Annotated in this window: 15 protein-coding genes; 1 reads left to right on the top strand and 14 read right to left on the bottom strand. The window is 65.1% G+C overall.

Translation table 11 applies throughout. The features are described 5' to 3' along the window. Positions 1 to 90 precede the first annotated feature (90 nt). The 10 genes from BDD18_RS09225 to BDD18_RS09180 all read right to left on the bottom strand — a co-directional run bounded on the left by BDD18_RS09225 (position 91) and on the right by BDD18_RS09180 (position 17,530). Positions 91 to 1,755 carry an FAD-dependent oxidoreductase gene (locus tag BDD18_RS09225; RefSeq protein WP_142084014.1) on the bottom strand — a complete coding sequence of 555 codons (1,665 nt, stop codon included), beginning with the start codon at positions 1,753 to 1,755 and terminating at the stop codon, positions 91 to 93. 2 nt (positions 1,756 to 1,757) lie between these two features. Continuing rightward, positions 1,758 to 2,750: a response regulator gene (locus tag BDD18_RS09220; protein ID WP_066786470.1), complete on the bottom strand. Its 993-nt coding sequence runs from the start codon at positions 2,748 to 2,750 to the stop codon at positions 1,758 to 1,760. Next, a complete protein-coding gene (locus BDD18_RS09215) occupies positions 2,747 to 6,514 on the bottom strand; it encodes a PAS domain S-box protein (RefSeq protein WP_142082856.1) in 3,768 nt (1,255 codons plus the stop codon). Before BDD18_RS09215 ends, BDD18_RS09220 begins: the two co-directional genes overlap by 4 nt. 121 nt (positions 6,515 to 6,635) lie before the next feature. Next, positions 6,636 to 8,186, bottom strand: coding sequence for a polyamine aminopropyltransferase (locus BDD18_RS09210; RefSeq protein WP_142082853.1), 1,551 nt, complete (start codon positions 8,184 to 8,186; stop codon positions 6,636 to 6,638). Next, positions 8,183 to 10,921 carry a DEAD/DEAH box helicase gene (locus BDD18_RS09205; RefSeq protein ID WP_142082851.1) on the bottom strand — a complete coding sequence of 913 codons (2,739 nt, stop codon included), beginning with the start codon at positions 10,919 to 10,921 and terminating at the stop codon, positions 8,183 to 8,185. The genes BDD18_RS09210 and BDD18_RS09205 overlap by 4 nt, the downstream gene beginning before the upstream one ends. A gap of 157 nt (positions 10,922 to 11,078) precedes the next feature. Further along, positions 11,079 to 12,764, bottom strand: a complete 1,686-nt coding sequence (locus BDD18_RS09200) for an RNA-binding domain-containing protein (RefSeq protein ID WP_142082850.1) — start codon at positions 12,762 to 12,764, stop codon at positions 11,079 to 11,081. A gap of 3 nt (positions 12,765 to 12,767) precedes the next feature. After that, positions 12,768 to 14,480: a site-specific DNA-methyltransferase gene (locus BDD18_RS09195; RefSeq protein WP_142082848.1), complete on the bottom strand. Its 1,713-nt coding sequence runs from the start codon at positions 14,478 to 14,480 to the stop codon at positions 12,768 to 12,770. 110 nt (positions 14,481 to 14,590) lie between these two features. Next, positions 14,591 to 14,812 (bottom strand): DUF350 domain-containing protein, encoded by a 222-nt coding sequence (locus BDD18_RS09190; RefSeq protein WP_044396181.1) that lies wholly within the window; start codon positions 14,810 to 14,812, stop codon positions 14,591 to 14,593. 45 nt (positions 14,813 to 14,857) lie between these two features. Then, entirely contained in the window at positions 14,858 to 16,372 is a 1,515-nt protein-coding gene (locus BDD18_RS09185; RefSeq protein WP_142082846.1) for a DUF4178 domain-containing protein, read from the bottom strand. A 117-nt stretch (positions 16,373 to 16,489) separates the two neighbouring features. After that, on the bottom strand, positions 16,490 to 17,530 hold the full coding sequence (locus tag BDD18_RS09180; RefSeq protein WP_142082844.1) for an SPFH domain-containing protein: 1,041 nt from the start codon (positions 17,528 to 17,530) through the stop codon (positions 16,490 to 16,492). Positions 17,531 to 17,762: 232 nt separating this feature from the next. On the opposite strand from BDD18_RS09180, the gene BDD18_RS09175 reads away from it, so the two are divergent. Then, entirely contained in the window at positions 17,763 to 18,008 is a 246-nt protein-coding gene (locus BDD18_RS09175; RefSeq protein WP_044396176.1) for a DUF2061 domain-containing protein, read from the top strand. Between the two features lie 107 nt (positions 18,009 to 18,115). On the opposite strand, the gene proX is transcribed toward BDD18_RS09175, so the two are convergent. From proX to BDD18_RS09155, 4 genes are all read right to left on the bottom strand, one after another. Beyond that, positions 18,116 to 19,162 carry a glycine betaine/L-proline ABC transporter substrate-binding protein ProX gene (gene proX, locus BDD18_RS09170; RefSeq protein ID WP_142082842.1) on the bottom strand — a complete coding sequence of 349 codons (1,047 nt, stop codon included), beginning with the start codon at positions 19,160 to 19,162 and terminating at the stop codon, positions 18,116 to 18,118. Between the two features lie 126 nt (positions 19,163 to 19,288). Further along, a complete protein-coding gene (gene proW, locus BDD18_RS09165) occupies positions 19,289 to 20,548 on the bottom strand; it encodes a glycine betaine/L-proline ABC transporter permease ProW (protein WP_420837314.1) in 1,260 nt (419 codons plus the stop codon). 48 nt (positions 20,549 to 20,596) lie between these two features. Next, the gene (gene proV / locus BDD18_RS09160; protein WP_142082840.1) at positions 20,597 to 21,841 is read right to left on the bottom strand and encodes a glycine betaine/L-proline ABC transporter ATP-binding protein ProV; all 1,245 of its coding nucleotides are present in this window, start codon (positions 21,839 to 21,841) and stop codon (positions 20,597 to 20,599) included. Between the two features lie 480 nt (positions 21,842 to 22,321). Beyond that, the gene (locus BDD18_RS09155; RefSeq protein WP_066694640.1) at positions 22,322 to 22,876 is read right to left on the bottom strand and encodes an adenine phosphoribosyltransferase; all 555 of its coding nucleotides are present in this window, start codon (positions 22,874 to 22,876) and stop codon (positions 22,322 to 22,324) included. Positions 22,877 to 22,924 lie beyond the last annotated feature (48 nt).

The raw sequence follows: 22,924 nt of genomic DNA, 5'->3' as shown, positions 1-22,924 counted from the left end.
AGCGCAGCCCCACGGGCTGCCCCAAAAAAAGCCCCGGAGCGTGAGCGCCGGGGCTTTTGTGTTTTCAGGCCACCACGCCTTGCACGCGCCCTACGCCCGAAGGCCTGCGGCATGCCCCCGGGTGAAGGCTTCCTCAAACACCGAATAGCCCGACCAGTCGCTGTGCGCAAAGGCCAGCCGTGCGGTGGCAGGGATAGGAAGGGCGCGCTGACGCTCTCCATTCAATAGCATCTTGCGCTTACCTGGCGAGCCCTGCAGGCCAATTTGGCTTAAAAATGTTTGAACGCCCGGCACGGGGATGGACATGGCGTGCCCGTAGCGGGTGACCTGTACGCGCGTGGCGTGCTGCAGCACATCGGGGTGCGGGCCAGCCAGCGCGGCCAGGGCGGCGCGGCCCCAATGCTCGGCGCCCTGCATGGCCAGTTGCTGGCGCGCGTCGGCCACATCGCCCAGGGCCTGGTAGTAAGTGAGCACGGTGGGACCGGGGCGCGGGTCGAGCTTCTGGTGCGACGCATCCACATAGCCCAAGCCGCCGGGGTTGCTATCGCCGTAGATGACGTTGTCCCACGCGGGGGCGGCGCCGGGGCGGTCGGCCAGCGGAGCGTTCAGGTGGATGTTGGTCACGGCCCAGGGCGCCCATTGCAGGCGCTGGGCGGCTTGCGCCAAAAATGCAGGCGGGTTTTGCACCACGCGCGCCGCGACAAATACCGGCAGCGCAACGATGCAACGTGGCGCCTGCCAGCGCTCCACATTGCCGCTGTGGTGGTTGAATGCATCCACCTCCACACCCCGGCGGGTTTCGGCAATGCGCAGCACGCTGGTGCCAGTTTGCAACTGGCCCTGCGCCCTGAGCGGGGCGGCCAGTTGCTGGGTGAGCCAGCCATTGCCCTCGGGCCAGGTGAGCACGCCTTCGCGGTCTTCAGCCACGGCTTCGCCCGGTGCATGAAAGCCGTGGCGGCTGGCAAAGTAATGCAGCCCGGCCCAGGCCGACACGCGGGCCATGCCCGCGCCGTAGTCGTCGCGGCAGCAGTAGTCCAGGTACCAGCGCAGGTGCGCGTCGTCCAGCCCCTGGTGCTGCAGCCACGCTTCAAAAGTCATAGCATCCAGCGCTTGATGGGCGGGCGCCAGGCCGGTTTTTGCATCCAATGCAGCAAACTGCGGCATGGTGAAGCGGGCAGCGCGGCTGGCAGCGCCAACGGCCTGCGAGAAGCGGCGGTATTGCTCCAGCGTGGCTTCGCCCACGCCTTGCACGGGCAGCAGGCCTTCCTGCCACTCGCGCTCAAAGTACAGGCGCTCTTGTGGGCTGTGGCACAGGTGGCGCTCGTCGTACTGCCAGCGCCCGGCCACGCGCTGGCGCAGGCCCAGTTCTTCCAGCAGGTCTTGCACCTCGGGCGCGTGGTCGCCCGGCACGGGCAGGTAGTGCGCGCCCAGCGGGCAGGCCACGCCATTGACCGCACCGGCCCGGCTGTTGCCGCCGGGGGTGTCTTCCAGCTCCAGCAGGGCAAAGTCGTGCACCCCGGCCAGGCGCAGGCTGCGCGCCGCCGCCAGCCCGGCCACGCCGCCGCCCGCGATGATGACCTGAGCGCGCCGCACCAGCGTGGGCGCGGGCAGCGGCCCCTGGGCCAGCAGGTCGCGCAGCGCGTGGCCGCGCTCCAGATCGATGCCCGCAAAGGCGAATTCCAGCGCCGGTGGTGGTGGCTGGCAGCCAGCCAACAATGCGGCAGCAGCGCTGCCCAGAAAGTGGCGCCGCTGCATCGTCACTCGGCCCACCGCGCGCGAATCTCCAGCAACTGCGGCAGCAGCGGGGCGAACAGCGCCACCAGGGCGGGGTCGAAGTGTTTGCCCGCCTGGGCGGCAATGTGGTTCATCGCCTCTTGCACCGGCCAGGGCTCCTTGTAGGGGCGGCGGGTGGTGAGGGCGTCAAACACATCGGCAATCGCCACGATGCGCGCGGACAGCGGAATCGCCTCGCCTGCCAGGTAGCGCGGGTAGCCGCTGCCGTCCCACTTTTCGTGGTGGGCCAGGGCAATTTCGCGGGCCAGCTGCAGCACGCCGGAGGGGTACTCGCCAATGATCTCGGCACCGATTTCGGGGTGGCGGCGCATGGTGGCCCATTCGTCTGCATCGAGCGGGCCGGGCTTGCGCAGCACCGCGTCGGGGATGCCGATCTTGCCCACGTCGTGCATGGGCGCGGCGTTGAGCAGGTCTTCGGCCCAGGCTGGGCTGCAGCCTGCGGCCAGCGCCAGCAGCTGGGCAAAGTGGCTCATGCGGATGACGTGCAGGCCGGTTTCGTTGTCTTTGTACTCGGCCGCGCGGCCCAGGCGCTGCACGATCTGCAGGCGGGTTTCGCGCAGCTCCTCCATGCGCACCAGCGACAGGTGGGTGCGCACCCGCGCGCGCACCACGGGCGGGCTGACGGGCTTGGTGAGGTAGTCCACCCCGCCCACGTCAAACCCGGCGGTTTCGTCCTGGCTGTCGTTCAGGGCGGTGATGAAGATGACCGGAATGCCCGCCGTGGCCGGGTCGGCCTTGAGGGCACGGCAGACGGCGTAGCCGTCCATGCCCGGCATCATGATGTCCAGCAGGATCAGCTGGGGCAGCTGCTCACGCGCCACTTGCAGCGCACGCGCACCGTCGGTGGCAAACAGCAGGCGGTAGTCTGCCTGCAGCACATGGCGCAGCACCTGCAGGTTGGTGGGTTCGTCGTCCACCAGCAGCAGGCGGGGGCGCTGGTCTGGGGCCTGGGTCATGCGGGGTTCTCCGTGGGCTCGTCGATCCAGTGGGTGCGCAGCTGCTGCAGCTGCTGCAGGGCCTGGTCGAAGTCAAAGGTGTCAATCGCTTCCTGCAAAGGCTCCATGGCCGCGGCAGGCAGCAGCTGGGCCAGAAGGTCCAGCGGCGGCTGGGCCAGTTCGGCATTTTCCAGGGCCTGCTGCAGCGCCTGCGCGGCGCTGCGGGCCCGGGTGCGCTGGGCATCGCTCAGCGGCGCATGGAGGCTGCCTTCTGCTGCGGACCCTGCGGGCTGGCGAGCGTCTTGCGCCAAGGCATGGTGCACCGCCGCCAGCGAGGCGGGCAGCTGGTTCAGCAACAGCGGCAGCGCCGTGGCGTCCATTGAGGCAGCGGCTTCTTCAATGCGCTGGGTCAGGGTTTGCAGCGGCTTCAAGGCCAGGTTGCCCGCTGCGCCGCGCAGGCGGTGGGCCAGAGCGCGCACGCCCGCCAGGTCGCGCTGGGCGGCCAGGGTCTGCAGGGCGGCAGGCGTGCCTTCATGTTCTTGCAGCAGGCGCGCCAAGGCATCGCGCAGCAGCGGCATCTGGCCCCACAGTTGCAGGCCCCGTTCCCAGTCAATGGCCGGGGGCAGGCCCGCCCCTGCGGCCAGAACCCCCAGGCCCGAGGGGCGGGTGTGGGTGACCAGCGTGCCCCAGTCCATGGCGTCGCCGGTGGCGTGCAGGCTCAGCACCCGGGCGATTTCGCGGAACAGGCGTGCGGGCTCCAGCGGCTTGCTGGCAAAGCCGTCCATGCCGGCTGCTCGGGCGTTGCGCCGGTCTTGCTCCAGCACGCTGGCCGACAGGGCGATGATGGGCACGGCCTTGCGGCGCTGCGCCTGCTCGAAGGCACGGATGCGGCGCGTGGCCTCCAGCCCGTCCATGCCGGGCATCTGCAAATCCATCAGCACCACATCAAACCGGCCATTGCAGAACGCCTCGACGGCCTCTTGCCCATCGCGTGCAATGGTGGTCTGGTGCCGCCCCCGGTCGAGGTGGATTTGCAGCAGCTCGATGTTGGCGGGCACATCGTCCACCGCAAGGATGCGCAGCGGGGGCAGTGCCACCCCAGGCAGGGCCGTGGGCTGGGCGGGTGCGGGCTGCCCCTCGGGCAGCGGCAGGCGCACGGTGAAGGTGGTGCCCACGCCCACGGTGCTGCGCACGCTGATGGTGCCGCCCATCAGCTCGGCCAGCTGGCGGGTGATGGTGGTACCCAGGCCGGTGCCGCCAAAACGGCGCGTGGTGGACGCATCGGCCTGCGCGAAGGGGTCAAAAATACGGTCCAGGTGCTGGCTGGCAATGCCGATGCCGGTGTCTTCCACGTCGAGCAACAGCCATCCTGTGCCCGTACGTTCGTAGTCAATGCGCAGCTGCACCCGCCCGGCCTCGGTGAACTTGAGCGCATTGCCCAGCAGGTTCAGCAAGATCTGCTGCAGGCGCAGCGCATCGCCGTGCAGGTAGGCGGGCACCGCAGGCGCGACTTGCAGTTGCAGATCCAGCCCCTTCTTGGTCGCCTGGATGCGCAGCGAGGCCAGTATCTGCTCGCAGACTTCCTGCACCGAGAAGTCGGCCAGTTCCAGCTCCACAACCCCTTTTTCGAGCTTGGCGGTGTCCAGGATGTCGTTGAGCAGGCGCAGCATGGAGCGCGCCGCATGCTGCACGGTGCCCAGGTGGCGACGCTGCTGGGCGTCCAAGGGGGTGTCGAGCAGCGCCTCAGTGAAGCCGATGATGGCGTTCATGGGCGTGCGGATTTCGTGGCTCATGTTGGCCAGGAAGGTGCTGCGCGCGGCGGCGGCCTGCTCGGCGCGCTCCTTGGCGGTGCGCAGCTCTTGCTCCATGGCGCGGCGCTGGGATAGGTCGGTCTCAAACTTGACGACCTTGAAGGGCTGGCCCTTCGCGTCAAAAATGGGGTTGTAGGTGGCCTGGATCCAGATGCGCCGCCCGTCCTTGCCCAGGCGCAGGTATTCGCCGCCGTCCAGTTGGCCAGATCGCAGCTGTTCCCAGAACTGCACATACGCCTCGGTCTGCACGTAAGCGGGCTCGCAGAACATGCGGTGGTGCTGGCCCACGATCTCCTGGAGGTCATAGCCCATCAGATTGAGGAAATTGTCATTGGCATGGAGCACATGGCCCTGCATGTCGAACTCCACCACCGCCAGCGCGCGGTTGATGGCGCGCACGATGCTTTCGAACTCTGCGTTGCGTTCCTTGAAGGCGGTCATGTCCATGATGACGCCGTCAATCCACAGCAGCTGGCCGTCGTCGCCCACCACGGGGCGGCCGCTCTCCGACACCCAGCGCAGTCGCCCGTCGCGGTCCCGCAGGCCAAACTCCACGAGGTAAGGTCGGTGCTCCTGGATGGCCTTGGAGACTTCCGCCCACAGGCGGTCCACCTCTTCGGGCAGCGTGAGCTGGGTGAAGTTGACACGGCCTTCCAGAAAGTCCTGCGGCAACCAGCCCGTGAGTGCGGTCACCGCATCGCTGATGAACAGCATGGTCCAGTCGGCGTCGTAGCGGCAGCGGAAGGTGACGCCCGGTATGTTGGCCATGAGCGAGCGCAGGCGCTGCTCGCTGGCCTGCAGCTCCTGCTCCATGGCGCGGCGCTGGGTGAGGTCTTTGATGAAGCCCACAAACACCGGATCGCCGTCCAGCGGCACGCGGCCAATGGAAATGCGGATGGGCACCGTGCTGCCATCGGGCCGCAGGGCCAGCACCTCGCGGCCGTTGCCGCCGATCAGGCCACCACCCTGGCCCTGCAGGTAGCGCTGAATGTAGGTGTCGTGGCGGGAGCGGTCGGGCTCGGGCATCAGGATGGACACGTTCTGGCCCACCACGTCCTCGGGGCGCCAGCCCAGGATGCGTTCGGCCGCTGCGTTGAAGGACTGCACCCGCCCCTGCGCATCGATCATCACCATGCCGTCCACGGCCGTGTCGGCAATGGCGCGCAGGCGGGACTCGCTCTGTTGCATCTGCAGGAACATCTGCCGGTAGCGCAGGCCGACGTTGATGGCGATGACCAGCCCCCCGATGACCAGGGCCACAGCGGCCACCGCCAAGGCCAGGGACGTACCCTCTACGGTAGTCGCCAGCTCCAGTTCGCCAGGTGCGTCGATGAAACGCAATGCAGCCATCGCGACGTAATGCGGGGCCGCAATGGCCAGCCCCATGACCGCACCCGCCGCCAGATTCAGCCAGCGGGCCTGCCAGCGAACCACCCGCTCCAGTCCAAATCGCACCCACAGGGCCCCAATGGCGAGCAGCACAGCCACCAAGAGGGAGGCCGCAAAGCCCCAAGGATCAAAGCGCATGATCGGCGCCCACTCGGACGCCTCCATTCCAATGTAGTGCATGGCGCCAATGCCAGCGCCGACGAGCACCCCGCCCACAACCAGGGTGGTGCGGCTGATCTCGTGGCGCATCAGCAGCGCCAGCGCCACCCACGACGCAGCCACGCTGGCAAGGGTAGACAGCGCTGTCATCCAGGGATCAAAACGCCCGCGCCCCAGCACTGTGAACGCCAGAATGCCGATAAAGTGCATCGACCAGATGCCCCCGCCCAACGCCATCGCCCCGGACCCTCGCGCCATCTTGCGCATGAAACGGGTGTCTGCACTCCGGGCCAAGCCCGCCATCTCCAGCGCCAGCACAGACGCCAGCACCGCCATCGCTACAGACAGCGCCACCAGCCAAGGATCATGCTGGGCCCAGAGCAGCGGATAGGGCTGTGCGTTATTAACGAAAAAAAGATCCAGCATCAGGGGCGCCCACAGCTAAAAGGTCTTGACAGCTTTGTAGCCGATTGTGACGCCCGCTACACCGGGCAGAACCCCTGCAAATCGCTCGGCGAATGCTGGCGGGGCACGGACCACGGGCGGCTCAATGCGCCACCACCCTGCCCCATTCGCGCTCGTAGCTGTGTACCAGCGCCTGGTTGGACAACCGCTGCACCTCGGCGGGCACACGGGCCATGTCCAGCGGGAAATCAAACAGCAGTGGCAGCGTTTGCGGGCTCAGGAACTGCAGCCCCTCGGGCAGCGCATCGGGCATGCGCCAGGGGCGACGGCTGGCCAGCACAAAGCCCCATTCGCCAAAGCTGGGCACATGCGCGTGGTAGGGCCGCGCCGTCAGGCCCACCGATTCAATGGTGGTGACCACCGTCCAGAAGCTCTGGCGTGCCACCAGGGGCGAAGTGGTTTGCACCACCGCGTAGCCGCTGGCGGCCAGGCGCTTGTCCAGCAGCGCGTAAAAACTGTTGGTGTAGAGCTTGCCGATGGAGAAATTGGTGGGATCGGGGAAGTCCACCACGATCACATCGAAAGTGTCCTGCCCGTGCTGAAGCCACTGGAAGGCATCGGTGTTGACGATGTGCAGCTTGGGGCTTTGCAGCGCACCGCCGTTCAGGCTCGCCAGCATGGGGTTGGCCGTGAAGGCCTGGGTCATGGCCGGGTCCAGCTCCACCAGGGTGACCGATTCAACCGAGGGGTACTTGAGAATCTCGCGCACCGCCATGCCGTCGCCGCCGCCCAGCACGGCCACGCGCTTCGGCGCACCGTGCGCCGCCATGGCCGGGTGCACCAGGGCTTCGTGGTAGCGGTATTCGTCGCGCTCGGCAAACTGCAGGTTGCCATTGAGAAACAGCCGGTGCCCCGCCTTGCCCTGGGTGACCACGATGCGCTGGTAGGGCGATGCGGTGCTGAACACGATGCGGTCCTGGTAGAACTTGTCTTCAGCCAGGGTGGTGATGTGGTCTGCCCCCACAAAGCCCGCCAGCAGCGCGCCCAGCACCAGCACACAGGCCACGGCATGGGCACGCAGGCGGCGCAGCTCACCGCGAAACAGCCACACCGCCCACAGCGCTACGGCCGCGTTCATCAGGCCAAACAGCAGCCCCGTGCGAATCAGCCCCAGCTGCGGCACCAGCAGCAGCGGAAACGCCAGCGACACCGCCAACGCGCCCAGGTAGTCGAACGTGAGCACCTGCGAAACCAGGTCCTTGAGCACGGTGTTGCGCTTCAAGATGCGCATGACCAGCGGAATCTCCAGCCCCACCAGCGTGCCCACCATCAGCACCATGCCGTACAGCAAGAACCGGAACGCCCCCGGCACATAGGCATTGGCCAGAAACAATGTGGCAGGTAGCGCGCCACCGATCAGCGCCACCAGCAGCTCAATGCGCAAAAAGTGCGCGGGCAGTTGTCGCTCAAAGTACCGCGACAACCACGACCCCACGCCCATGGCAAACAGATACGTGCCGATGATGGTGGAGAACTGCAGCACCGAGTCGCCCAGCACATACGACGCCAGCGCCCCCGCCGCCAGCTCGTACAGCAGCCCGCAGGCCGCCACCACGAACACGCTGATGAGCAAGGCGATGTCGATGGGGCGCGGGCCTGCCGTAGATGGCAACGCGCTCGGCGGCTGCGTCATGCCAGCACCGCGTCCAATTGCTGCGCCAAGGTTTTGCCATCCTGCTGCTTGGTCAGCCAGCCGAACACTGCACGCCCACCACTGGTTTGCGCCCACAGCGCACCCACCTGGCTCTTTTCAATCTCATACGGGTCGTTCTGCAAATGCGCGCCTTTGTATTCAAGCAAGGCCACGCGGCCATCCACCAGCTCGGCCACGAAGTCGGCGTAAAAGCGCCCGCGCGAAGTAGGCAGGCCAAAGCCGCAGGGGGCCGTGTCCAGGTTGCGCACCCAATGTTTGACTTGCGGGTGCCTGTCCAGCAGCTGCGCGCAAACAAACTCTTCCCCGCCGTCCTTCAAATCAGCCAGCACCGGAAAGTAGTGCTTGCCAAACTGGTAGCGACCCGCGTAGCGCGACAGCACGGGCGCGGGGTAGCGCCCCGGTTCAAACACATGCGGGTGCGCCCAGTCGGGCTCCACCAGCCAGGCGCCCTGGCTGCCCGCCTGCAGCACCAGTTGCCGAAACTGCTGCTTGGCGGCGGCGTCGCGCAGGTCACCAAAGTGCGTAGTGATGCTTTGCGCCAGCTGAAAGCGCGCCTGCGCCAGCACCACCAGCGGCACACCGCAGCGGTGCAACTGGTCGTTCACCACCGCCGCCAGGTAGGCACGGCGCTGGCTCTGCGTCAGCTCGTGCAGTTGCTTGAAGAGCGACTGGTCCAGCCAGCGCACCAGGTCGTCGGCGCTGATGGAGCTGCTGCCGTAGTCCATGGCCATTTGGTCCACGTCGGTGCGGCGCAGTGTGACGCGGGCCTCGGCGCTCAGGCTGATCTCGAACACATCAGACTCTTGCGCCACATGAAAGCCCGGCAGCTGCACTGCCTGCGGCGTGAGCAAGTCCAGCTCCACCGCTTCGAGCACGGCCTCGCGCTCCAGCGGCCACAAAGGGGCCTGGGCATCTTCGCGGTAGGCCAGCGTGGGCAGCGGCGCAAACGGCACACCGCGCGCGGCGGGCGCCAGCTGCGCAGCCACCAGCGCGTTGTGCTGGGCCACCTGCTCGCGCAGTTGTTCCTGCTTTTTGGGGCCGCGCACCTGCGCCAGCATCAGCGCCTCAGTGTCTGCACCAATGTGCCCGGCCACCACCACCTGCTGCGCCCCGGCAATGGTCTTGACCTGCACGCCGGGCAGCGCCAGCAGCTCGGGTGTGGCCTGCAGTGCTTCAAAATTAGTAGCTATTAGCGCTTGATGTACAAGCGCTGGCGGCACATTTGACTCCAAATCATCACCGCCAAACAGCGGCAGCGTGGCGGGCTGGGCAATCATCGACGCCACATCCAGCGCCTCAAAGCCCATGTGGTGGATCAGCCGGTCGGCCAGCGCGTGGGCGGCGGCCGAAAACTCTGCCGCGCACACATGGGCATAGGCCCGGTTCAGTGCCTCGCGCCCGCGCCGCTGGGCATACGGCATGCGCAGCACACGGCCCAGCAGTTGCTCCACGGCCGTGGCGCTGGTCAGCTTTTGCAGGCTGCACAGCACGTAGGCAAAGGGGCAGTCCCAGCCCTCGCGCAGGGCCTGCACGGTGATGATGAAGCGCACCGGGCAATCGCGCGCCGCCAGGTCCAGGTCTTCCAGCCCGCGCGTGGTGCCGGTGGCCACTACCACCTGCGCCTCAGGCAGCTTCAGTTCATTGATGAGGTAGCTGCGCAGTTTCTCGGGCGGCATCTCGTCGCCCACGTTCTGCGCCTGAAACAGCACGATGGGCCGCACATAGCCGTGGCCCTCGGCCTCGTCCTTCAGTGCCTCGGCTTCCAGCTTGCGCTGCGTCTGCACCGCGCCAAACACGGCGGCGGGCCAGCCCTCGGGGTGCTCGGCCAGCACAATGGGCAACTTGATCATGTTCTCGGCCGCCAGCTCTTGCGCGCTCACGTGGTAGAGCACATTGGTGCGCGCCTCAATCGGCGTGGCCGTGAGCTCCAGAATGCACGAGGGGTTCAGCCGCTGCAGCGCCGTAAAGCTCTTGTCCGTCTTGGTGTTGTGCGCCTCGTCCACGATGACGATGGGCCGGTGCAGCGCCAGCCAGTTGGCCAGGCTCCAGCGCGGCTGGCCCACAAAGCCGGCCAGGATGCCGGTGGGGTCTTGCGCCACGTCCTCGGGCGTCACCACCGCGTCGGGCAGCGCGTGCAGGCAGGCCAGGTCGCGCCCGCCCTCAGCGCCCTTGCCCTGCGCCAGCGCGTATTTGAAGTGCGGCTCAAACGCCTCGGTAAAGCTGTACACATTGCGCTGCCCCGCGTCGTCGATGCGAAAGCTCTGGATGGTGGCCACCACAATCACCACGGCCTGCCGCCCCCACTGCGGCGCGGGCACCTGGGCCACATCGTCCAGCGAGCACACGCGCAAGCCCAGGCCATACACCGCCTCCAGTGCCTCGCGGTAGGGGTGGCCGCTGGTTTGCAGCGCCTTGAGGGTCTGGGTGCGGATGGTGTCGCTGGGCACCAGCCACACGGCCACGGGCGCATCGGTGCCGCGCCATTCGGTGGCCAGCAGCGGCACCGCGTGCGCGGCCAGCACCGTCTTGCCCCCGCCGGTGGGGATGCGCAGGCACACGCAGGGCACATCGGGGCCAAAGGCATCGGCGTTGTAGGCGCGGCCCGCGTGCTGGGCAAAGGCCGCTGCCGGGCCCTGGATGCGTGCGGCGCGGGCATAGGTGGCCAGGGCGTCCAGGGCCGATTGCTGGTAGGACTTGAGGGTGAGGGCGGTCATGACAATCGACGATTGGATAGAAATGCGCAAAAGAAAGCTCTATCTATCCAATGTAAGCTGTTGACATATATAGTGTTTTTTGAATGGATTGGCTTAGGGATTGGATAAACGCCGTGCTTGGATTGGCGACTATCCAATCGGCGCGAGCCAATGCCTCTCATCGCTTTAGCCGCCAAAGCGCCGCTTGCGTGGCGCCGCCAGCGTTTTCTATCAACTGCTCACGCACCATGTCTTGCAGAAGATTTTTGATGAACGTCTTCTGGCTGCTTAGCGCGATGGCGGCGGGTAATTTGGGCAACAACATGGCATTGATCTTGGCTCTGGGTTGTGGCCCCAACGCCAACAGTCCCAGTACCAAGCCCTTGTAGTGCTTGGAATCGAGTCCCTTGTGATTGAGGTACGCCACCTCCTGCTCAGTGGCCACAGCCATCTGCGCTGAAATGTGCAGCTTTGGGCTGCGGCCCTCAATCAACCCCGCGCGGCGCAACTCGGCCACTTGTGCGGCATCAAGCCTTAGCTTCTTTTGCAACCTGTCCAGCCAAAGCACGTGCTCGATCGGGAGATCGGTTCGCTCCATCAGCCAATGGCTGTAGTTCTCATCAATTTCCTGCCCATAAATATTAAAAACGGTGCGCAGGAGCGATGAACCCTCGTAATCGGGCAACGGCAAAAACCGCCGCCGCTGCGCCTGCACCATGTCATGGATGCCAAAGCCCACCTTGTCGATCATGCCCACCTCGGCCATGGCCTTGGCTAGCCGGTCATTGCGGTAGCGCCCTGGGGTGCGTGTTCCACTGGCGTAGTCCTCGGGCTGGCCATCAAAAAAACCACCCAGGTTAATCATCCGAACCAACCCGGCGGACTCTTCCACCACGATGCGCCCGCACTGCGCATAGTCCTGATGTGCCAGGCAGTTGTGCAGGCCCTCCAGCAGCACTTTGTTAGTGTCATAGCGAGGCAGGGTGACCGCCAGCAACTCATTGGCCGGAAATAGTTTGATGTTGGGGTTGCGTATCCGCAGCGCCACGTCGGTGGTGGTCAACAAAAACGGGGGATGAAAATGCTCGGCCACACGCTCCGCCGCTACCTTCCAGGTGATTTCTGCCGGATGGGGCGATAGAAATGCGCTGGCGCTCTCAGGATTGCCCAACAGCAACATGCAGGCGCGCGTGATGCGGCCATGGAGGGTCAGGCCAATCTTGTCGAGCAGCTTCTCTGCGCTCCAGTGCGGTATCTGGTCGGCCCAAGGTTCACGCTGGTGCCTTTCCGCATATTTCTCGCGTGCCTTGGCAATCGCGGCAACATCCAAATCCTCCAGCGTCGCCTGCGGCACCAGCACCGCACTCCAGTCCTCGCCCGCCAGAGGCTCCAGCAAGATCGCCCGGCGCCGGTCTTCGCGCAGGCCCGTCAGGCTATCGCCATCGCGCTGCCAGGCTTGGTCGTGCGCCAGCACCAGCTCGCGCGGGGCGTGGCGCGGCACGTGCACCAGCCACACCACCGCACCCGTGTCGCTGGCGCGCAGCTCCTGCACCCGCAGCCCCATTGACGGCAGGCCCGGCGTTTTGCCCAGCACGCGGTGCACCACGTTGTCCGCCGTGTAGTCCGCAAACTCCTGAATACCCGTCACCGCCAAAGTGCCGTCTTGCACCCCAATGACGATGCAGCCGCCGTCCATATTGGCCAGTGCCGAAACGTACGACACCAGATCCTCTCCCTTGCGGCCCGAAATATTCGACTTGAGGCTGCGCCACTCCTTCCACTCGTAGCGCTCGTTCTCTTTGGGAAACCCCGCACGCAGCCAGGCCTGCAGTTCACGGGCAGTCATGGTGTAGGGCTCGGTCATCACTCACCGCGCCTTCACGTCATACGGAATGTGCTTGAACACCACGTTGGCCTGCGCCAGCCGGGCGGCGCCCAGGCGGCAGGCCTCGCCGTAGACCACCAGCAGCGCGTCGGGGTGGGGCGTGGCGGCGTGCAGTTGCAGCAAGGACTGCAACACCGCGTGCGTGAGCACATTGCCGCCCGCCGGGCGCTTGTCGCCCAGGATGCCGTTGAACAGCAGGTAGTAGGCCGTGCGGCTGCGCAGGGTGGGGGCTGGGGGCTCGGTGGTGGGCGCGGTTCCTGCTTCTCCATCGCCGCCCGAAGTTTCAAGCGAAATTGGCCCCTGGCGCCCGTCCATCAAGCGTGAGTAGCTATCAAAAACAGAGTGTGTGCCCAGGTACGGCGTGCCGGGTGTGCCCCGCGCTGCGTCCCACGCGGTGGCCGTTTCCTGCTGCCAGATGTAGGCCGCCAGCGTGGCAAAGCGCACGCCGGGGTCAATGCTGCCGTCGGCCCCAAACACCGGCGCCCCCAGCCGCGCCAGGCGAAAGCCGCCGCCGTCAAACGGCTGGCCGTCCTTGCTCTGGCCCCAGCCCACCGCCGCGCTGATGCCACCCTGCTCGCCCGCCACCACCTTTTGCAGGCGCGGCAGGCAGTGGGTGAGGGCGTGATCGCCCATCTCGATGCCGATCCAGCGCCGACCCATCTTGTGCGCCACGGCGGCGGTGGTGCCGGAGCCTAGGAAGCTGTCGAGGACGAGGTCGCCGGGGTTGGTGGCGATGTGGAGGATGCGTTGGATCAGGCGTTCGGGCTTGGGGGTGCCGAAGACTGCAACGTCATGCAGCAACTCCATGATGCCTTTCTTCGCTTCATCATTCGTTCCTACCGCATCGGCTTTCCAAATGGTTTCAGGCGTGAGTCCGCCTTCTTCTCCTGCTTTTAAGAACTTCTTTATTCGCGGAACTCCATTGCCGTCTTTACCAAACCAAATGTTTCCCGCAGCAATTTCTTGCTGCATCTTTTCCTTGTTGTACCTCCAACATGTTCCTCGGGGTGGTTCATGCGCTTTGCTGTTCGGCGCAACCAGTGTGTAGAACTGCGAAGCAGTTGCATGCCCAGCTTGCGCATTTGCAGAAATTGACTGCCAAGGTCCGCGCGGGTCGTTATCAGGATTCTTGTAGCGACTCAGTACCTCATCACTTAGAGGCAGCGGGTTCCTAGTGGCCTCAAAGGCTGCTTTGCTTTTTCCGTAGACCAGAACGAAGTCGTGATTGAAAGAAAACACCCTCCTGTTTTCACGAGTAGTTCTCTTTTCCCACACCATGGTGGCCACAAAATTCCCCCGCCCAAACACCTCATCCATCAACACCTTGAGGTAGTGCGCCTCGTTGTCGTCAATGGTCACCCAGATCGACCCGTCCTCACTCAGCAAGTCCCGCAGCAGCTCCAGCCGGGGCAGCATCATGCTGAGCCACTGGCTGTGTTCCAGCTTGTCGTCGTAGTGCTCAAACGCGCTTTGGGTGTTGTAGGGCGGGTCGATAAAGATGCACTTGATGCGGCCCCGGTAGAAGGGCATGAGGGCCTTGAGGGCTTCGAGGTTGTCGCCGTGGATGAGCAGGTTGTCGGTGCTCTTGTCAGGGCTGCTGCTGCCGTGGTGCGACACGGTCTCCAGCAGGCGGTAGGGCACTTGGTCGGCAACAGAGAAAGCGGCTGCGCGGTGGAGCCAGTCAAGGGTGGGCATGCGGGGTGGGTCTCAGAGAGGCAGGCCCCGGGGGGCCAAGGGCTCGGATTTTTACACGCCAAGGCGGCACTGCTGGGCTGCCCGCCAAGCAGTGCCAGACGTAAACAGCGTCAATGAATGGCCGCCGCCACGATGATGCTGATGCCCAGGCACATCGCAGCCACGACCATGCCCAGGGCCTTGTTCTGCTTTTCCACAATCTCGCGCCACAGGTCGTAGGGCGTGATCTTGTCGATGATGATGAAGGCCGCCCAGAAGATGATGATGCCCATCAGGGCATAGAGCAATGTGCCGCCGATGGACAGGGGGTGAAGCCATTCGAATTTGGTCATGCGGTTCTCCGGTGAAATTCGGGTTGTTTCGATGTCATTGCGATGTCACTTGTGGCCGCCACCCGAGGAGTAGCCGCCGTACGAGCCACCCGAGCTGCGGTAGCTGGAACTGGACGAGCAGTTCTCCACCCGCGGGTCGCAACTGGAGCAGCGGCTGAGGATGATGAGCAGGAAGATGATGACCACTGCGATCAGGATGATGGTGCCGCAGCCCATGCCCGACTTGGCCACGAAGGGGCCGGGGTCGTCGCGCTGCAGCACGTCTTTCTTGTCATCGAGCTTGAAAGCCTTGGCCACCGTGTCGCTGCTGAGCTTGTCGCCCGACGACCAGGTGATTTCGTTGGCGCTTTGCTCCAGCGAGAGCACGCCCTTGCTGCTGCCAAAGTCGCGGTTGCTGGTCTTCTGCCCCCGGCTCACCTGCCAGTAGAACTCGCCCAGCACGTAGGTGGTTTCGGCCTCGTAGCTGTATTTGAGCTCGTACTTGGTGCCCATGTACGTGGCGGTGCGCCCGTTGGACGAGAGCTGGGGCGCGCCGGTGGTGGGGCGCACCATGCTCCAGCCTTCTTCGGAATCGACCAGGAAGGCAAAGCCACGCTTCTGGTTGTAGAGCAGGTACTCGCTCCAGCCAAAGTGCTCGTCGTCGCCAGGCTCCACGCCCATGCGGTGCTGGAAGCCCACCACCTGCCAGTGCACGCCCTGCAACTGGCCCTTGCTGCCCAGGGGGATGAGGGGCTGCACGGGCTCGTCTTGCACGGCGGCGCGCAACTCGCCGCCCACGCCGCTGTTCAGATCAATCAGGCTGTTGCACGAGCCGCAGGTGAGGCTTTTGGTGGTGGACAGCTGCACCTGCACCGGTGCGCCGCAATGCGGGCAGTTGAACTGCCGGCCTTTTTCTTCCTTGGCCGATTCGTCTTTGAGGCCCTGCAGCTTGAGGTCTTCCAGCAGCACCGAGCGCCCCCGCTCCACGCTGGGCGGGGTATGGCCGTAGTCGATGCTGAGCACCTCGCCATCGGCGCCGCGCAGCTCCACCATGTCAAACGGTTGGCCCAGCGGCGGCAGTTGGGGCAGTTCGCCCTGGGCCGACACCAGTTGCGCACTGCCGCTGTAGGCAACGCTGTAGCTCTTGCCGTTGATGGCGGTGGTGGCCCCCAGGCGAAAGCGGCTGGCTTCGGGCAGCTCGCGGCCGGGGTCGATCTTGCGGGTGAAGACGTAGGCGCCGTTGTCTTCCCCCAGGCTGGCGGTGCTGCCGTCTTCCAGAAAGGCCACCCACTCCGTCCACACGCCTGCGTCGCTTTTGAACTGCAGGCGGCCGATCAGGGTGAAGGGCTGCTCTTTGCCATCGAGGGTGATGCGCCCACTGGCAAAAAGCTGCAGCGGGCTGTGGTCGTCGAACAGCTCGGCCATCTTGCCCAGGCGCGTGAGCACGTCGCCGCTGCGCACCACCGTGCTTTGGCAGTAGCCGCACACGGCATGGGTGGACTGGGCGCTTTTGAATTCCACCGGCGCGCCACAGCCGGGGCAGGGTGCGCGGTAGGCGCGCTGGGTGGGGTCTGTGGCCATGGGAAGGCAGTGGGCAAGAAGGCTTCACTTGCGAACAAGGGCTGAAGGCAAAATATGCCTCCAGCCCTTATGCATCAAGCGCTAGTAGCTATTGATTCAATAGCAATCAAGATCCGGTCAGACCAGCTTCTTCAGCAGCTCTGCCTTCTTGGTGTCGAACTCTTCCTGGGTGAGGATGCCCTTGGCCTTGAGGTCGGCCAGCTTCTCCAGCGTTGCCATGACTTCGTCGGGCCGCACGCCCACCGGGGCCGCTGCAGCGGGGGCCGCCTGGGCAGCGCCGCCCTGCAGGCCTTGCTGCAGGTTTTGCGCCAGCACCTGGCCCAGGGCAACGCCCGCGCCCAAGCCCATGGCATCACCCGCCACGCCGCCGCCATTGCCCGCGCCTTCGGCGAACTTGGGAATGGCCTGCGCCGTCTGGTACTGCATGAACTTGCCCATGTCGTTGCCGACCATGCCCATGCCGATCTTCTGGTCGAGGATCTTTTGCAGCTCCTCGGGCAGCGAGACGTTTTGCACCGTCATGGCTTCGAGCAGCAGCCCGATCTTGGCAAAGGCCGGTTGCAGTTCTTGCGCCAGGGCGTTGGCAAAGGCGATCTGGTTGGCGGCCAGGTCCAGGAACGGCAGGCCGCTGCTGGCGATGGCGTTGCTGATGTTTTGCAGCACCAGGCCGCGCAGCTGCCCGTCCACCTCGGCCACGGTGTAGGACTCGCGGGTGCCGGAGATTTCGGTGTGGAACAGCTTGGGGTCGGCAATGCGGAAGGCGTAGTTGCCGAAGGCGCGCAGGCGCACCGCACCAAAGTCTTTGTCGCGGATGGTGATGGGCTGAGGGGTGCCCCACTTCTGGTCGATCTGCTGGCGCGTGCTAAAGAAGTACACGTCGCTCTTGAAGGGGGACTCGAAGAGCTTGTCCCAGTTCTTCAGATAGGTCAGTACCGGCAGCGTCTGCGTGGTGAGCTTGTAGGTGCCGGGGCCAAACACGTCGGCCACCTTGCCCTCATTCACGAACACGGCCATTTGCGACTCGCGCACCACCAGCGTGCCGCCGTTCTGGATTTCCATGCCCGCCATGGGGAAGCGCCAGGCCAGCGTGCCGTCGCTGTCTTCCGTCCACTGGATGACGTCAATGAACTGCTTCTTGATGAAGTCCATCAGGGCCATGTCTTCTCCCTTGCGTGATCGCTGTTGTAAGGCCGACCATCATAGCAACAGAGGTGTTGCCTCCCAAGGGGGAACAGGGGCACATGGCAGGCGCAGGCCCACGCGGCCAGACGCCCCATACATAGCTTCTATCTTCAGATTATAACTTTTTGATTGGCTATTACTATTGAGAATGCCTACCATTTGAACCCAAGCCGCTCACCCGGCACCACCACCGATTGAGGAGCCCGCCATGTCCCACATTCGCCGCATCGCCCATCAGAACAAAACCATGCTCTTGAAGACGGCCAGCTACTACGTCATCCACATCTGCGTGGCTGCCATGGTGGCTTACGCCGTGACGGGCAATTTGCTCGCGTCGCTCACCCTGAGCTTGCTGGAGCCCACGGTGCAGGCGGTGGCCTTCTTCTTCCATGAGAAGGCCTGGGCACGCAAACAGAACGCGCCGATGGCGCAAGCCGGCCCGGCGGTCGCCTGACCACAGCGGAGCACCACCATGACACACACCCACTGGGATGACTTTGCAGGCTGGCTCACGCAGCGGCTGGCCGAGCAGGCGCGCTGCGGCGCCTGACTGCGTCTGCGTTAACGCGCCGCCGCCAGCGCCTGCGCCACCCACCCATCAAAGGTCTTTTGGTGGGCTTTGATCCAGCCATTCACATGGCGCTCGATGTCTTGGGGCTTGTTTTCGCCATCGCGCATGCGCAGGTTCTGCGCATTGACATCCGACACCGGCAGTTGCATGACCTCAAAGAGCTTGGCGGCCGCAGGGTTCTTCTGCGCAAACGCCTTGTTGGCCACAATACGCTGGGTGTTGACCGTGAAGCCAAAGTCCTTGCCGTCTGGCAGTTTGGTGCTGAGCTTGGCCTGCTCGCCGGGCAGCGATGAGTGCGGCACCTGCAGCCAGACCACGTCCTTGCCAGGCTGCAGCACACCGCTGACCCAGTAGGGCGTCCAGGTGTAGTACAGGATGGGCTTGCCTTGCTTGTAGCGCGCGATCGTGTCGGCAATCAGCGCGGCGTAGCTGCCCTGGTTGTGTGTGACGGTGCCACGCAGCTTATAGGCCGTGAGTTGGTGCTCGATGACCAGCTCGCAGCCCCAGCCGGGGTTGCAACCGGTCAAGTCGGCCTTGCCGTCGCCATTGGTGTCAAACAGCTTGGCCAAGGCCGGGTCCGACAGTTGCGAGATGTGGGTGATCTTGTACTGGTCGGCCGTCTTCTTGTCGATCAGGTAGCCCTGCAAGGAATTGCGCACATAGGTGCCCTGCCGCCACAGCTTGTCGTCGCCGCCCGCGTTGCGATAGAAGTCAGCGTGCAGCGGGTCCCAATGGGTGGCCATGAAGGTGGCGTCGCCGTTGGCCAGCGCCAGATGGCCGGTGGCGTACTCGGTTTCCTGAGGCGCTTTGACGGTGTAGCCCAGCTTCTCCAACGCCTTGGAGACCAGAATGGTCTGAAACGCTTCTTCCGCAATCGAGCTTTGAATGGGCTGAACGGTGGTGCCCTTGCCGGGCAAGGTCGCATCGGCCTGTACGGCGCTGGCAGCCACGAACGACAACGCTCCGACCGCCAGCGCCTTGGCGATGTGCTGACGCGCCCGCAGAGAAACGCCTGAAATCAAGTTTGGGTTGTGCATGAATGTGCTCCTTCACAGTGGTTTGAATGCAATAGACCTGCGCGCCCGCCACCACAGCGGGTTCGCAACGATCAAAAGATGAGCGCGGGGAACGCGCAGATAGATGTGCAGGTGGACGCGCTCGCGTCAGGCCGTAGCGTGGGCAGCGGGCAGCGGGGCGCTGCCTGCGGTGTCTGCTGGCGCATGTGCCACGCGCTCGGCAGGCGCTGCGCGCAGGCTTGCCAACAGCCTGACCACCAGGCCCACCGGGCCGGCTTGCCACCAGTGGCGCGTGCCACGGCGTGCCTGGCCCATGGCCTGGGTAACGCGGTCGAGGGTGATGGCCAGCAACACAATGCCCAGGCCGCCCACCGTGGCCAGCCCCATGTCCAGGCGCCCGATGCCGCGCAGCACCATCTGACCCAAGCCACCCACGGCGATCATGGAAGCGATGACCACCATGGACAACGACAGCATCAGCGACTGGTTGATGCCCGCCATGATGGAAGGCATGGCCAGCGGCAGCTGCACCTTGACCAGCATTTGCCAGGGCGAAGCGCCATAGGCGCGGGCCGCTTCAATCAGGTCGGGGCGCACCTGGCGAATGCCCAGGTTGGTCAGCCGCACCAGCGGAGGCAGCGCGAACACGATGGTGACCACCACCCCCGGCACATTGCCGATGCCAAACAGCATCACGACAGGGACCAGATAGACAAAGGCGGGCGTGGTTTGCATGGCGTCCAGGAACGGGCGCATCCAGCGCTGCGCGCGGTCGCTGCGCGCCAGCAGGATGCCCAGCGGCAAACCGATGGCCAGACAAAACGCCAGCGAGGTCAGCACCAGAGAGAGCGTGACCATGGCCTCGGGCCAGATGCCCAGCATGGCCACCAGCAGCAAGGACACTGCGGCACCGATGGCCACACCACGGCCCGCGCACTGCCAGGCCAGCAGACTCAAAATGGCCACCATCCACAGCGGCGGCACGCTTTGCAGCAAGCCCTCCATCTGGGTGAGCACGCCATCGATGGGCCCTCGCACCGCTTGGAAGAAAGGACGGAAATTCGTCACCACCCAGTCCAGCCCCTGGTTGATCCAGGACTCCACCGGCAAGCTGCCGTCCCACAGCTGGTGCAGCGCAAACCCAGGGTCGGCGCCGTCCACGCCCGTGGTCGCGTCCAGGGGTGCGGTGGGGGCGGCCCCCATCCAGTCGCCCCCGGCATCCGGGGTGGCGACGGTGTCGCCCCAAGGGTTGTCAGGCGCGGCCGTGCTGGCGGTATCGGGGGTGGCCCACGGGTTGTCTGCCGCCTGGGCCGCCTGGCCGGGTTGCGGCAGCGCGGCCTCTGCGGTCATGGGCGTTTGAGAGGGGGGCGCGTCGTAAGGATTCTTTTCAACGGTCAGATCGGACATGGTTCAGGGTCTTTCAAATTCTGGAATGGCAGGGCGGCTTGGGGCAGATCAGTGCATCTGCGCTGATGCCAATGCAGGCTGCGAAGGCGGCACCGGCGGGGTGTCCCGGTCCAGAAACTTGAGCAAGGTGGTCTTGCTGATGGCGCCACCAAAGCGGCCGTCCGGCTGCACCACGGGCATCGCGAAGGGCGCACTGGCGACGCGGCCAAACAGCTCGCTGACGGGTTCGTCCGCCACGATGGGCTGCACCGCTGGCAGGTAGGCATGTGCCAGGCCCAATGGCCCCTGGTGCCCTGCCAATGCCGAGCGCAAGGACTCTGCCGACACCACCCCCAGGAACTGCTGCGCGGGGCTGACCACATACGCGTATTCGCGGTCTTGGTCCTGCAGCATCTTCAACGCCGCGCGCGAGCCCCGGTCAGCATGCTCGGCCACCACGGTGAGGGGCTTTCGGGCGATGTCGGAAGCCTTGAACACGGCAGCCGCGTCCACACCGCGGATGAAACTGCGCACATAGTCGTTGGCGGGGTTGCGCAGAATGTCGTCGGGCGTACCCACTTGCACCACCTGCCCGTCTTTCATGATGGCGATGCGGTCGCCGATGCGCATGGCCTCGTCCAGGTCGTGCGAGATGAAGACGATGGTGCGCCGCCGCACCTTTTGCAGGCGCAGCAGCTCCGACTGCATTTCGGTGCGGATGATGGGGTCCAGCGCCGAAAACGCTTCATCCATCAGCAGGATCGAGGGGTCCGATGCCAGCGCCCTGGCCAGCCCCACGCGCTGCTGCATCCCGCCGGAGAGTTCGTCCGGGTAGCTGTCGCCCCACCCGGCCAGGCCCACCTGCTCCAGCGCCTGGGCCGCTTGTGCCTGGCGCTGGGCGGGATCCACGCCCGCCAGCTCCAGGCCCAGGGCCGTGTTGTCCAGCACCGTCATGTGGGGCATCAGGGCAAACGACTGGAACACCATGCTGATGTCTTTGCGGCGCAGCGCTCGCAGTTGCGCGTCGGGCAGCTGAGCGATGTCCACCCCGTCCACCAGGATGCGGCCGGCGCTGGGCTCAATCAGCAAATTCAGCAGCCGCACCAGGGTGGATTTGCCAGAGCCCGACAGCCCCATGACCACAAAAATCTCGCCCGCCTCGATCGACAGGTGGGCGTCAAACACCCCGATGGACTGCCCCGTGCGGGCCAGGACCTCCTGCTTGCTCAGGCCTTGGCGAACCAGCGCCAGGGCCTCTTGTGGATCGTCTCCAAAGACCTTGAACACGTGGTCAATCACAATTTGTTTTGCCATGGACTTCCTCCTCCCGGTTGAACGACACAAGCCGCCCCGCACGAGCGCAAGGTCCGAGAAGGGCGACAAGCCCACGCTTTGGCGATGCAGCAGCCTGGCAGCGCCATGCGGCGCGCCCAACGGCACGAAAAACGTGGGATTTACAGAGACCGACCCGGATGGCACGCGGCAGACGTGCGCAAGGGTCGAGTAGCGGACGGGCCGCTGCGCGAGACCAGCTCGCTCGACATGGGTGGAGCGGACGCATGCCCGCTCCGGGTGCTGCCATTGCCAATGCGTTGGCAATACAGAGTCGCAAGCACGACTCCCGGCGGCACTTCACTCAAGGGTTGAACACCTGCGTGGCAGGTAGTGAAACACGGGGAAAGTCTACGAATTCTTACCATCAAAGTCAAAACGCAGGGTTTTGCAAAAATGGTATTCGCGCGCAATAAACGAAAAAGCCGCCCGAAGGCGGCTAGATGCACGCGGTAGCAAGCATCAATGACCGGCAAAGTCCACCAACGTAAACAGCGGCAAGCCAGACTCTTTCAGCCGGGCCGAGCCCCCCAGCTCGGGCAGATCGACAATCGCCGCGCCCTCGGTGACGGTGGCGCCCAGCTTTTCCAGCAGGCGGCGCCCGGCCATCATGGTGCCGCCGGTGGCGATCAGGTCGTCAATCAGCAGCACGCGGTCGCCGGGTTTCACGGCATCGGTGTGCAGCTCCACGGTGGCGCTGCCGTATTCCAGCTCGTAGGTCTCTTCCACGGTGGTGAAGGGCAGCTTGCCCTTTTTGCGGATGGGCACAAAGCCCACGTTCAGCTCATAGGCCACCACGGCGCCCAGAATGAAGCCACGCGCATCCAGCCCGGCCACCACGTCGGGGCGCAGGGCCTTGTCCATGTAGCGGTGCACAAAGGCGTCGATCAGCACGCGGAACACCTTGGGGTCCTGCAGCAGGGGCGTGATGTCTCGGAACTGCACACCGGGCGCGGGCCAGTCGGGCACGGTGCGGATGTGTTGACGAAGGTATTGGTTGACGCTGAACGACTGCATGGCATGAGGCCGCGCGCCTGAAGCAAGCGCATTGCGGCAAAAAAAACA

This window comes from Acidovorax temperans, assembly GCF_006716905.1.
Taxonomy (GTDB): Bacteria; Pseudomonadota; Gammaproteobacteria; order Burkholderiales; family Burkholderiaceae_C; genus Acidovorax; species Acidovorax temperans.
This window is presented reverse-complemented; position numbering and strand designations above follow the sequence as displayed.

Coding starts and splice junctions, on each gene's coding strand:
- BDD18_RS09180 (WP_142082844.1), bottom strand. CDS start 17,530: ATGGCCCTGATGGACTTCATCAAGAAGCAGTTCATTGACGTCATCCAG.
- BDD18_RS09210 (WP_142082853.1), bottom strand. CDS start 8,186: ATGACGCAGCCGCCGAGCGCGTTGCCATCTACGGCAGGCCCGCGCCCC.
- BDD18_RS09205 (WP_142082851.1), bottom strand. CDS start 10,921: ATGACCGCCCTCACCCTCAAGTCCTACCAGCAATCGGCCCTGGACGCC.
- BDD18_RS09195 (WP_142082848.1), bottom strand. CDS start 14,480: ATGCCCACCCTTGACTGGCTCCACCGCGCAGCCGCTTTCTCTGTTGCC.
- proX (WP_142082842.1), bottom strand. CDS start 19,162: ATGCACAACCCAAACTTGATTTCAGGCGTTTCTCTGCGGGCGCGTCAG.
- BDD18_RS09220 (WP_066786470.1), bottom strand. CDS start 2,750: ATGACCCAGGCCCCAGACCAGCGCCCCCGCCTGCTGCTGGTGGACGAC.
- BDD18_RS09185 (WP_142082846.1), bottom strand. CDS start 16,372: ATGGCCACAGACCCCACCCAGCGCGCCTACCGCGCACCCTGCCCCGGC.
- BDD18_RS09190 (WP_044396181.1), bottom strand. CDS start 14,812: ATGACCAAATTCGAATGGCTTCACCCCCTGTCCATCGGCGGCACATTG.
- BDD18_RS09175 (WP_044396176.1), top strand. CDS start 17,763: ATGTCCCACATTCGCCGCATCGCCCATCAGAACAAAACCATGCTCTTG.
- proW (WP_420837314.1), bottom strand. CDS start 20,548: ATGTCCGATCTGACCGTTGAAAAGAATCCTTACGACGCGCCCCCCTCT.
- BDD18_RS09215 (WP_142082856.1), bottom strand. CDS start 6,514: ATGCTGGATCTTTTTTTCGTTAATAACGCACAGCCCTATCCGCTGCTC.
- BDD18_RS09155 (WP_066694640.1), bottom strand. CDS start 22,876: ATGCAGTCGTTCAGCGTCAACCAATACCTTCGTCAACACATCCGCACC.
- BDD18_RS09225 (WP_142084014.1), bottom strand. CDS start 1,755: ATGCAGCGGCGCCACTTTCTGGGCAGCGCTGCTGCCGCATTGTTGGCT.
- BDD18_RS09200 (WP_142082850.1), bottom strand. CDS start 12,764: ATGACCGAGCCCTACACCATGACTGCCCGTGAACTGCAGGCCTGGCTG.
- proV (WP_142082840.1), bottom strand. CDS start 21,841: ATGGCAAAACAAATTGTGATTGACCACGTGTTCAAGGTCTTTGGAGAC.